Origin of the sequence: Luteitalea sp. (genome assembly GCA_009377605.1) — a bacterium.
Classification (GTDB): domain Bacteria; phylum Acidobacteriota; class Vicinamibacteria; order Vicinamibacterales; family Vicinamibacteraceae; genus WHTT01.
On the sequence record WHTT01000137.1, the window covers coordinates 1 to 11,862 of the forward strand.

General features: G+C 65.5%; 9 protein-coding genes. 4 read left to right on the forward strand and 5 right to left on the reverse strand.

Annotation, left to right across the window (positions count from 1 at the left end):
• A partial coding sequence (locus GEV06_26630) for a peptidase M14 family protein (protein MPZ21438.1) occupies positions 1-2,054 on the reverse strand: 2,054 nt, incomplete at its 3' end.
• A 100-nt stretch (positions 2,055-2,154) separates the two neighbouring features.
• On the reverse strand, positions 2,155-2,325 hold the full coding sequence (locus tag GEV06_26635) for a hypothetical protein (protein MPZ21439.1): 171 nt from the start codon (positions 2,323-2,325) through the stop codon (positions 2,155-2,157).
• Between the two features lie 93 nt (positions 2,326-2,418).
• Here GEV06_26635 and GEV06_26640 point away from each other — a divergent pair, with 93 nt between their 5' ends.
• The 3 genes from GEV06_26640 to GEV06_26650 all read left to right on the forward strand — a co-directional run bounded on the left by GEV06_26640 (position 2,419) and on the right by GEV06_26650 (position 6,844).
• The gene (locus tag GEV06_26640) at positions 2,419-2,802 is read left to right on the forward strand and encodes a hypothetical protein (GenBank protein ID MPZ21440.1); all 384 of its coding nucleotides are present in this window, start codon (positions 2,419-2,421) and stop codon (positions 2,800-2,802) included.
• Complete coding sequence (locus GEV06_26645; protein ID MPZ21441.1) at positions 2,783-3,124, forward strand: XRE family transcriptional regulator; 342 nt, start codon at positions 2,783-2,785, stop codon at positions 3,122-3,124. The genes GEV06_26640 and GEV06_26645 overlap by 20 nt, the downstream gene beginning before the upstream one ends.
• A 309-nt stretch (positions 3,125-3,433) precedes the next feature.
• Positions 3,434-6,844, forward strand: coding sequence for a TonB-dependent receptor plug domain-containing protein (locus GEV06_26650; GenBank protein MPZ21442.1), 3,411 nt, complete (start codon positions 3,434-3,436; stop codon positions 6,842-6,844).
• A 19-nt stretch (positions 6,845-6,863) separates the two neighbouring features.
• Here the strand turns inward: GEV06_26650 and GEV06_26655 are convergent, their stop codons facing one another.
• From GEV06_26655 to GEV06_26665, 3 genes are all read right to left on the reverse strand, one after another.
• Entirely contained in the window at positions 6,864-9,053 is a 2,190-nt protein-coding gene (locus tag GEV06_26655; GenBank protein MPZ21443.1) for a hypothetical protein, read from the reverse strand.
• Positions 9,054-10,245: 1,192 nt separating this feature from the next.
• On the reverse strand, positions 10,246-10,596 hold the full coding sequence (locus GEV06_26660; protein ID MPZ21444.1) for a hypothetical protein: 351 nt from the start codon (positions 10,594-10,596) through the stop codon (positions 10,246-10,248).
• A 5-nt stretch (positions 10,597-10,601) separates the two neighbouring features.
• A complete protein-coding gene (locus tag GEV06_26665; GenBank protein ID MPZ21445.1) occupies positions 10,602-10,865 on the reverse strand; it encodes a hypothetical protein in 264 nt (87 codons plus the stop codon).
• A 133-nt stretch (positions 10,866-10,998) separates the two neighbouring features.
• Between GEV06_26665 and GEV06_26670 the strand changes: the two genes are divergently transcribed.
• Positions 10,999-11,862 (forward strand): gfo/Idh/MocA family oxidoreductase (locus tag GEV06_26670; GenBank protein MPZ21446.1); only part of this gene is annotated, 864 nt, incomplete at its 3' end.

Consider the following 11,862-nt stretch of genomic DNA (forward strand, 5'->3'; position numbering starts at 1 on the left):
ATGTCCGCGTCCTTGATCGACGTGTAGGGGAACGCGAACATCTCCAGCATGAAGCGCGTCCAGCCCTCGTCCATGTTGCCGCCGTAGTAGCGCTGGTACATGCCCACGCGCGGCGTGCGGATCGCGTAGGCGTCGGGGACCTCGCCCTTCACGGGGGCGAACTCCACACCGGTCTCGGCGGCGATCTCCTTCAGCAGGCCGGCCTGGGCGCCGCTGACGATGAAGTCGCCGGCGCGGAGGCCGTTGCCGGCGTCCGTTCGCGTGGCGCCGGTGGCGCTGGCGCTGCCCACGGTCCCTGTGGTGCCCGTTGCGCCCGCGACGCGGCGCACGCTCAGGCCAGACGAGGCGCCGCCCTTCGCCAGCAGCAGGTTGACGGCCTTGTAGCTGTCGTTCAACCGCCCGTCGAGCGACCAGGTGGAGACGTCTGCCGCTACGGCGCCGGGAAGCGGCACGTGCGCGGTCAGCTTCACGAGATCCGCTTTGACCGGCTCGGCGGCCGGATCGCTGCCGACGCCCATGAACTCGGTCATCGTGTCCGTGCTCATGTCGTACGGCCGGATCGGGTTGCCGTCGCGATCGCGCGTATAGGTGTTGTCGGGATAGAACGTCCGGCCGAGCAGCCAGCGCACGACGCCCATCTTCGGCTGCGCCATCGAGACGACGAACGAGCCCGCGCCGTACACGCGCCCGTCGGCCACGAACTCCGCCGCGGCGCGGTGCACCTCAATCCCCTGATCGAGCAGCTTGTTGATCATCTTCGTCGCCGTCAGCGGATCGTGCTGGGCGGCAGGCACGATGTACGCGGACGTCTCGCCCGCCGCGCCGCGCTCGGTCTGCCGCTTCGCCTTGAGGTACGCGCTCCAGAGGACGGTCTCGCGGTGCCGCGCGGCGACGTCCAGCGTTGCCCAGGCGGCGATCTTCTGCATCTCGACGATGTCCCGCACGCGCCACCAGCCGCCCGGCCAGAGATTCGGGAACGTCGTCTGGGGCTCGTACTCCGGCAGGTTGCGTGCGCCGCCGCTGAGCTGATCGGGATGCAGGAAGAGCGGCGTGGCGAGCCGCGCGCTCGCCGACTCGGTGAGCATGCCGGCGATGTTGTGGAACGGCGTGATCCAGTGGAACCCCATGTGGCCCCAGCCCGAATAGATTGCCGCGTTCACGACGCCCGATTTGCCGGCTTCTTCTTCCTTGTAGGCGATGTGGCCGCCGTACCAGCTCATCTCGCGCCACACGAGCGGGTCGCCGCCGGGCCGGATCGGCTCGGCGTAGGGCGGCACGTAGATGCGCGCGCCGTACGCGCCCATCTGATGGTGATCGACGTAGGCCTGCGGAATCCAGTCGCGGAAGAGGATCTTTGCCGCGTGCTGCGACTCCACCTGGTTGGTCTGGAACGCGTCGCGGTTGTTGTCGTGGCCCACGTACTTCTGATAGAGCCAGGGCAGGCCCGCCGCTTCGTACTCCGTGCCGACGTACTTGTTGTACCAGTCGGTCACCATGATCTGCCCGTCCGGGTTGAAGCAGGGGATCATGATCGCGATCACGTTGTCCAGGATGCGCGTCGTCTCGTCATCGTCGCGTGTCAGCAGGTCGTACATCAGCTCCGGCGCCATCTGCGCCGAGGCAACCTCCGTCGAGTGCAGGCCCATGGACTGGACGATCACGGCCTTGCCCTCGGCCGCGAGCTTCTTGATCTCGGCCTCGGCGACGCCGCGCGGATCGCTCAGCGTGGCATTGATCTGCCGCAAGCGATCGAGCTTCGCGAGGTTGGCGGGAGACGAGATGTAGAGGGCGAGGAACGGGTGGCCTTCGGTGGACTGGCCCATCACCTCCACCTGCATGCGATCGCTCTGCTTCGCGAGGAGGTGGTAGTACTCCACGATCTTGTCCCAGCGCGCGAGCTTGCGATCGGCGCCCATCTGAAAGCCGAAGAAGCGGTCAGGCGTGGGGAGCGAGCCCGGCGCGGGGGCGTTCTGGGCCAGGAGCCCGGGGCCGGCCAGCGTCAGGACGAGCAGAAGGGGAACGAGGCGGACCACGGGCCGTCGATGTGCTGTCATGGATACTCCCTGTGTTCTCGCGTGACGCCCGGGCGGGATAGGACGCGCGACGCGTCCCTCATCTTACTCGCGAGGGCGCGTCGGCAACAGGGAGGTGTGCTCAGTGAGCGCCGGAGCCGGCTTGATCGAGCACGGCGACGCTCGCGTCCGCGTGCATGGCCCGCGCGATGTCGAGCGCACGCAGGCCTGACCAGTCGCGGGCGTCGAGTGACGCGCCGTGCGCGAGCAGCCACTCGACCATGTCGGCGCGGTTGAACGCTGCGACCAGCACGTCAGCGCATCGACAGTATTAGCAGGGTTTTGGCGGACGTTGACGGAACGTCAGTCGCTTGCGTCGATATCCCACAACTGGGATAATCAGCCAGTGCACCGTGTCCTGGCTGCCGACGAAAGGCCGCTGCATTGGGTTGGGTCTTCGAAGCGCGACTTTCTCAGCTTCCCGGCTGCGGTAAAGGATGACATGGGAAACGCCCTCGGCATCGCGCAGTTTGGCGGAACGGCTCCGACCGCAAAGCCATGGAAGGGGCTCAGGCCGGGCGTGCTGGAGATCGTTGCGTCGCATGAGGGGAACGCGTATCGAGCCATCTACAGCGTTCGATTCGAGAAAGCAGTTTACGTCCTCCATGCGTTTCAGAAGAAGTCTCCTTCCGGCATTCGGACTGCCAAAAAGGACGTCGACCTCGTGGCCGAGCGCTTGAAGGCGGCCACCAAGGATTACGAGGAACACTATGGCAAGGCGAAACGTTGATCGCGACACCGCGATCGTTCGCGGCACGAAGAACGTCTTTGCAGATCTCGGATATCCGGATGCGGCCGAGCGCCAGGCAAAGCTGCGGCTGGCGTATGCGCTCAATCAAGTGCTCGAACAACGCAAGCTGTCTCAGGGCGAGGCCGCGGAGGTGCTTGGAGTAACGCAACCGAAGATCTCCGCGCTCCGAAACTACAAGCTCGCGGGCTTCTCCGTCGAACGCCTGATGAACCTGCTGACCGCGCTCGATCAGGATATCGAGATCGTGATCCGCCGAAAGCCTCGCTCGCGGAGGGCCCGGATCAGCGTCGTTGCAGCTTGAGTTTGGGCTTGCGAATCCCAACGAGCGGCTCGTGCCGTCCACGCTTTTCGGCTTCCCGTCCTGGACGAACCTGAAGAATTACGTCGACCCGACGTATGTGAGGGATGTTCGCCTCATCACGGCGTCATTCGTCCTTATCAACGACAGGGCCTCAGCGTATCAGAGATCGACGCAAGCACGGCTGGCGAATGCATATTGCCAGGCAGAACGTGTATTGACAATCAGAACGAAGGGCATCACAATGCCCACCCTGCTCTTATCAGGTGCGCAAAGGTGCTAACGGACCAGCGCCCCTCAGGAGGACACGCTATGTCGGTGAGCCCTGGGTTTTGCTGGCGCTACGCTGGCGTGAACAATCGACCAGCGGGGCCTGTCCATTGGCGGCAGCTCGCGGTGTCGCTGATGGTGATCGTCGTCCCCGCCCTCGCGGCGGCCCAGTCGACGCTCGGCACCGTCCGCGGCACGGTGTTCGACCCGCAACGGCAGGTGGTGCCTGCCGCGGCAGTCCTCATCACCGATGAGAACACGGGCGTGCCGCGTGTGGTCGAGACGAACGCCGTGGGAAACTTCGAGGCAGTGAATCTGCGGGCGGGCAGCTATCGTCTCGAGATCTCGGCTCCTGGGTTCACGCCCGTGCAGATCAGCGGTGTCCTCCTGCGGGCCGGCGAAACGACCCGCGCCGACGCGACCCTGGAAGTTGGCGCCGGGCAGGAGGAGGTGACGGTCACCGCTCGCGCCGGCGCCATCCAACTCGAGAGCCAGGCCATCAGCGGCACGGTGACCGCAGAGCAGTTGGAGACCCTGCCCCGAACCAGCCGCGAGTTCCAGGATTTCCTGTATCTCGACCCGAACGTCGTCGGCGACATGGCCGGCAGCGGGTTCCAGTTTCTCGGCGGCCGTACCTACGGTGTGTCGTTCGTGCAGGACGGTCAGCGGTCGACCGGCGGCATCTTCGGCAACGTGGGGAGCTCGTCACCCAACATCGACGCCATTTCCGAGATCAAGGTGCTGTCGAACTCCTACAGCGCCGAGTACGGCGGCCTGGCGGGCGTCGTGGTCACCACCCGGCGCGGGCTGGGTCGGTACAGCGGGAGCGGCTTCTTCGACGTCAACGCCAACGAGCTGAATGCGCGGACGTTCACACAGGCGCTAGAAGGACTGGAGCGGAGCGATCCCACGCTCGATACCAACCTGCAACGATGGGGAGGATCGCTCGGTGGCCCCATCCTCAAGAACCGCACGTTCTTCTTCGGGGCGTATGACGGGTTTACGAGCAAGAGCTCGGCGTTCAGCAACTTCGCCACGGTGCCGACCGAAGCCATGCGCAACGGCGACTTCTCGAACACGCCGCTGGTCATCCGCGATCCGCTCACCGGCCAGCCCTTTCAGGACAACGTCATTCCGGCCAACCGTCTCGACCCCGGCAGCCAGGCCGTCATGGACTTCTTCTACCCTGCGCCGAACCAGACACCATTGGCCAACGGCTACGGGCGCTACCGCGTCCCCATCAACCCCGGCAACCAGCGGCACCGCTACGATCTCCGCGTCGACCACGAGCTCGCGAACAATAGCTCGGTCTTCGTGCGCGGTAGTTGGCAGCGCGCCGATCCGGAAACCACCCTGGAGAACGCGCTCTACCCGCAGCTCGGGTTTCAGGATCGCAGCGTGACGGGGCGTACGCTCGCCTCGAGCTGGACACATATTTTCGGTCCGAGCGTGCTCAACGAGCTGCGAGTCGGTCTCAACCGCGATCGGAGCAACCGCCGCAGCCTGTTCAATGCGGGAGAAATGGCCGATCGCTTCGGCTTCGAGGTCCCAGAGGCCGGCCGAAACCGAGTCGGGTATCAGTCGTACAACTTCCAGGGCGACAACATGCCGTCGATCATCCGCGACCAGCGGCAGAATTCTCTGCGCGACATCAAGACCGACTCGTTCTCGCTGGCCAACACGTTCTCTTGGGTGACAACCCGCCACTCCCTGAGGGTCGGTGGCCTGTTCGCGCACACGAGCGTGCTCGACGGCTTCTCGGCCGGCGCGAACGAAGGCAGCGGCGAATATCGCTTCGACGGGTCGTTTACGGGCAATGCGTTCTCGGACTTCCTGCTGGGCCTACCCTACGAGTCGTTCCAGCAGGTCAACACGCGCGGTGGTGCCCCGCTCGAGGCGACCTCGAACGAGTTCGCGATTTTCGTCCAGGACGACTGGAAGGTCAACACGAGCCTGACCTTGTTTCTCGGCGTGCGCTACGAGGTGCTCGGCAACTTCGTCGAGAAGAACGATGTGTTGATCAACTTCGAGCAGGAGACCGGCAGCTTCATCCTGCCGAATCCGGAGATCTTCAACTTCCTCGGTCCCGGAGCACAGGAAACCGTGCCCACCATCGTGGCCAGCGACCTGGGAGTCGGCCGGTCGCTGGTCAAGAACGACACCAACAACGTCAGCCCGCGTGTGGGGTTTGCCTACCGCCTCGATGAGTCCAACAGGACGGTGCTGCGCGGCGGCGTGGGCCTGTTCTATCCGACGCAGGCCGCGCAGGGGATTCGCGACGCGCTGTCGCGCAACCCGTTCCGATACAGCGTTCGCCGCGAGAGCCCTGACTACCACGAGGCCTTCTCCACCGGGAGCCTCATCACGAGCCCGGGCTTCGGCGTCAACGGCGTCGATCCGAGCCTGGAGAGCGCCGAAGTGGTCCAGTACAACATCACGCTGGAACGCGAGATTCTCGGCGACCTCGGCGTGCGCGCCACGTACATGGGCAGCCGAATGCGGAAGCTGCTGGTGAACCGCGACATCAACACCGTGCCGCCCAGCACCCAGTTCTTCGATCCCGACGACCCTGAGGACCGCCTGCGACTGCCGTACCCGAACCTCGGCAACTTCCTCAACATGGTGCTGAACGCCGGCAGTGGCCGGTTCGATGCCTTGCAGCTCGAGGTGCGCCGGCCGCTGCTTCGCGGCCTGCAGTTCCAGACGGCCTACACGCTGTCGTACTCCGATTCGAACGCGCCGGACCTCGGCAACTCGTCGCTCGGCGTGGTGCAGTACAACCCCTACGACATCGAAGAGGACCGCGGGCCCGATCCGAACATCCCGCGCCATCGTGTCGTGGCCAACGCCGTGTGGGACGTTCCGATCGGCCGGTTGCGCTCGTATCTCTCGTCGATGCCGCCCTGGGCGGACGCCCTGGCCGGTGGCTGGACCGTCTCGGCCATCTTTCAAGCCCGCACAGGCGCGTTCCTCACGCCCTATTTCAGTTACGGCACCGACCCGACGTTCCCCGCCAACACCGGGAAAGCCTACGACACGAACAACAGCTTCGGCGAGGCCTGGAAGCCAGACGTGATCAGAGATCCCAAGGGCCCACGCCGGCCCGAGGAGTGGTACAACCTGGCGGCCTTTGCGCTGCCCGCCGAGGGGACCACGGGCAACGCGAAGCGCGGCATCATCACCGGGCCAGGAACGTGGGTGGCCAACCTCGGACTCTACAAGGACATCGTCCGCACACGCGGCATGCGCGCCGAATTCCGGGCCACGTTCGACAATCTGTTCAACCATCCGCAGTTCCTGATTACTCCGTGGTCAGGCATGTTGAATCTCTCGCCTTATCTGATCGACGGCCTGACCGAAGACGGCGTGATGAACACGATGAACGAGATCACGAGCGCCGAAAACTTTGCAGAGGGGCGCCGCATCACGCTCGGCGTGCGCGTGACCTTTTGATGTTCGTGGTCCTTGATGTCTACAGCGCCCCGGGCGGAGCCGGCGCGGCGGTCGCCGGCGCCAGTTGCAGGTAGGCGCCGCCGGGCATCAGGTAGTGCACCGGCCAGATCTCCGTTGACCGCTCGATGGCCGCACGCCAGTCGAAACGCTCGCCGTCCGGGGCGACGACCAGCACGAGCGACGGCCAGACGGTCGAAGCCGCCGAGGCCAAGGTGGCAGCCTGACCCGCGCCGGTGATGGCGAGCGACGTCGCGCGAAGATGCGTGCGCGCGAAGTGCTGGGCGATGTCGATGGCTTCGAGTGCGTCGATCAGGTAGGGACGACCCGTCAGCAGTCCGTTGTAGGCATGGTTGGCAAGCACGCTCGCGACTGGGTGATCGCTTAGCGCGAGGTCGGAGAGCGACGTCATATGTTCCTCGGTGGCCACTCGGTACCGCATGCGCGACTCGCCGGTGCCAGGCAGATCGAAGCTGACCACGTCCATCCCATCGGCTAGTGCGGCTCGAATGCGATCCCACGAGGCCCCAGTCGCTTTGCTGCGGAGATCGATGTGGAACAGGACGCGGCGCGCCGTGGCGGAATCGGCAGCGCGGAAGTGCAACAGCGGAATCTCCTGCCGCTGGTCATGCCGCAGCCGATAGCGATCGATCGTGACACCCTCCCACGTGGAGGAGCCCGCCAGCGTCCACGCGATCGTGCGCGGGGTGCTCTCGCCACGATCCGGTGCGACGGTCCACGTGCGTGTCGCCGGATCGGCAGCGTCGTCACGCGTCGCCTCGCGGTAGAGCGCCGAGAGGTCGAGCCGGTGACTGAGCCGGCGCGTGTCGTAATACTCGCGAATGATCTCGGGCAGTCCGCGGCCGGGCAGCTCCTGACGGACCTGGCCCGTCTTTGTGCACTGAAGGCGCTCCGGCGGCAAAATCGACACATCGGGAAGCGTGTCGGCAGTGGGCAGGTTGAAGACGCGTCCGATGAACGCAAACGCCGAGGCCTGGTTCTCGTCCGAATAGCCGTGTTTGTGATACCCCTCGGCGAACGCGACGCGATCGCCGTGGCCGAAGCGTGCATAGAGCGCACGCACGGCACGCACAGTCAGGCGCGTGCCTTCGATGGGAAAGAAATCCTGAACGGCGGCGGCGACGTGGAGGGGGCGCGGATAGGCTGCCAGCAGCAGGCCCGCGTGGTCGACCCCAGCTGAGACCAGCGTCGGAGGATCCTGTTCGGGATCACTGACGGGATCTTCGAAGATGCGATTCGCCATGCGCATCGGCAATGACGAGATGAACGCCGAAGGCGCAATCACGCGGATCCGTTTGTCGAGCGCGCCAATCCAGGCCGACTGGAAACCGCCGCCGCTCGTGCCGGTGATTGCGATGCGTGCCGGGTCCACATCGCGTCGTGTCAGCAGGTAGTCGAGCGCGCGCATGCCATCCCAGATCATCCAGCGCGCGAGGTTGGCCCCGGCAAGTGTTGCCAGGTTCCCGAGCACCGCGTGCTCGCCGCACACCAGGTCGTAGCGTGTCGTCCCACGCGCGGCGTCCCAGAACTGGCTGCGTTCGCCCTGACCAATGGGATCCCAGCCGATCACGATGAAGCCGAGTCGCGCGAGACGGCCGGCCATCCGCTGATAGTTGGCGAATGCTTTTCCGAGCGGTGAGTGTCCGCAGGCCAAGAGCACGGCGGGCCGTCTGGCGGGCGCTGCCGCGGGAGCATCGGGCACGTACACTAGCGCGGTCACGTGCAGCCCTGGCAGGCTCTCGAAGATCACGCGCTCGATTCGGTACCCGTTCATTTGATCGGTGCCGACCATGCGGGCGTTCAGCGGTGTGCGGGTCTCGGGCAGCCCGCCGATCGCGTCGAGCATCGACTGCTCGATCTTCTGCCGCAGCGTGAGGAGCTGGGCCTCGGTCGTCACCGCGTCGAACCGTGCCTGCCGCGTCCGGTCCTGGCGCCAGGCCCGGTCCAATTGCGCGCGGAGGTACGCCGTGATGCGCGGACCATCAGGAACGGCCGGATACACCGCGAAGGCGGTGTCTGGCGGTCTGGGGTGCGAAGGCGCTTGCGCCGCCTGAGCCTCGACCGTGACGTGCAGACCGAACCGTCCGAGGCCGGGCGGGTTGGTTCCGTGGCCCAGCAACGCAGCCGCCGTCATCACGCCCACCAAGAGGCGCACGCGCGCGGGGGCCGGCGGTCTCCACGGGAGGTTCATGCGTCAGGATTCTCTGAGCAGGGCGAGTGACATCATCGTACGCCGCTGCAGCTGAAGTCAAGGCTGGCTGGCAATCTTGCCGCCCCCAGTTTTCTCGACCGTCCGCGAAGCGTCGAGTCCCGCTCCTTGAGGAGTCAACAGGGCAGTCAGCGTCAGGCGTGCGGCGGTACCGCCGACAGGCGTGATCGCGGGTGCCGGCGCCGCCCCGGTCGGCCGCGTGGAAAAACCATGTGCGGCGCGCACGTGTGGCGACCCGCCGAGCTCCGTGAGCTCGGCGGCCGTCTGGCCTCGCACGTGGTTTTACCCCCGTCGCGGATCACGCGGCCTCCAACGGGGCGGGCGCGGCACCCGCGACCACGCCTGCCGGCGCTGCCCTCCATCGCGGCGGACGTGTCTTGCCGCGCCCAATCTTTCTCAATCCTCCCGGAAACGGCTGGGCGCCGGTGTCCTGTGACGTTGCGGAAGGCGAGCCGGAGGTGCCTGTACTGATGTTGACGCGCGATGTGAGGTTGCTCAGCGGGCAAGAGCGCCGAACGGTCAGGCTACGCGCTGGTAGCGAAAGCGGCGTCGGAGGTGGCGGTTGAACCGGGCCCAGCCCGGCGCGTTGCTCGACGAGTGTCCTCGACGACCGGCGAGCCGGCGGCTCGTGGCGGGCGCCAGGGCGTCATCACACGCTCACACATGCTACGACCTGTCACGCGCACGGTGCGCGACGATGAAGCGGGTCAGCGCCGGCGGGGCGTGATCACGGGTGCCAGCGCCGTCCCGTTGGAGGCCGCGTGATCTGCGCGAGAGGGTAACACCACGGGCGGCGCCTGACCGCCGCCGAGCTCACGGAGCTCGGCCGGTCGCCACACGTGAGCGCCGCCTGTGGTGTTGCCACGCGGCCGACCGGGACGCGCGGCACCCGTGATCACGCCCCGCCGGCGGCACCGCTGCGCGTGCGCGGGAGACCGCCTTCATGTCTACTCTTCAGCGTGCCGGCACTCGGCGTCTCAGGGAGGGCCGAGAAAAACTGGGCGCGGCAAGAGGCTGGCAATTCGGTTGGGTCGACGCCCCGTTACGAGATTTGTTAGCCATCTGCCTAACTTTACGTGCGGCTATGGTTAGGTCAATACCTTTGTTTGTAGATTGCCAAGGAGAGAGGCGTCAGATCCAGGCCGAAGGTTCCGCGTTCCCGAAACCGCAGCAGTCAGTCGTCGCCGTGTTCGTCAGCAAGTCGTGAGACCACACCCTCCTGCAGAAGCGAGCGCCACCTCCGGCGGTCCGGCTTCGGCACGGAAACCCACTCTTTGAAGACTCTGCCCGCGGGCGCAAACGGCTGCCCCACACCGGAGGCGAGGAGCTCCTCGACGCGCTTCTTCGAGAGCATCACCACGAGCCCGGAGCCCTTGTCGTCGACGAGCGCGAGAAACTCTTTACCGACCCGCAGGCAGCGGCCGTTCATGATGGTGCTTTCGACGACCCTCGCGTGCTCGGACATGAGGTCGGCGGCGAGGCTCCAGAACAGCGCCACGGCGCTCGCGTTCGTCTTCTTCCTCATGTTCGTCATGTTTGCCGACTCGCCTCGAGCTTGGCCAGCCAACGCTCTATCTGCGCGAGCACCTCGAGGGGTTCCCCGTGCAAGTCCTCGCGCGCGGCGCGTCGAGCACGATCGCGGTGCGCATTGCGTGCGACGGTGACGAGCCACGCTTCCGGGGAGTCGGGGCGACCTCGGTCCGGCCAGGCGCGGCCAATGGCGCTAATCCCCCGGAGCGGGGCCGAGCGAAGCCAGCCTTGACGGCGTCGAGTATCATCATATTGACATGTCATTGCAGTAGCGTCGGTGGGGCGGCACGGAGCCCACGTGGGAGGCCAGCTCATCGTCTGTCCCGAACCATCTCATGATCACGGCCCTCACGGAGCTGCCGTTCCGCGAAGGGAAGCCGTGCCGGGTAGAGTTACCATGAAGAAGAAGCGAGAAAAGCACTCGAGGCGACTCTTTCTGAAGAATACGGCTGCAGGCTCCGCTGTCCTCCTGTCGGGGGCGGCCTTTCCTACGATTGTCCCCGCTTCCGTCTTCGGACAGACTGCACCGAGTAACAAGATCAGTATTGGCCAGATCGGCTTTGGCCGGATAGCCCGCACTCATGACCTCCCGGAAACCTTGAAATACGATGCGGTTCGGGTTATCGCCGTGAGTGATGTGGATAGCGAGCGGGCGCAGCAAGGCGCGGCCTGGATCAAGAAGTGGTACGCCGAACAGAAAGGACAGGCGAATTACATAGACGTCAGGACATACGGCGATTACCGGGAGATGCTCGCGAATAAGGATCTCGATGCGGTGATCATCAGCACACCCGATCACTGGCATGCGCAGCCGGCGATGCAGGCGGCCCTGGCCGGCAAGCACATCTATCTTCAGAAACCGACGTCACTGACGATTGAAGAAGGCCGGATGATGAGCGATACGGTGCGGAAGGCTGGCGTGGCGTTTCAACTCGGCAGCCAGCAGCGCTCGGTGCATCCGTGGCCGCAGTTCAAGAAGGCGTGCGAGTTGGTGCGGAATGGACGGATCGGTGAGCTTCGGAATGTCGAGGTCGGCCTTCCGGGAGATCCCCCCGGAGGAAATACGGAGAAGATGCCTGTTCCTCCACATCTGAGCTACGACATGTGGCTTGGCTCCACGCCGGAGGTGTATTACACGGAAGACCGGGTGCACTCGCAAACGGATATCAATGACCGGCCGGGTTGGTTGCGTTGCGAGCAGTTCGGAGCCGGCATGATTACGGGCTGGGGCGTCCACCACATCGATATCGCCCACTGGGGC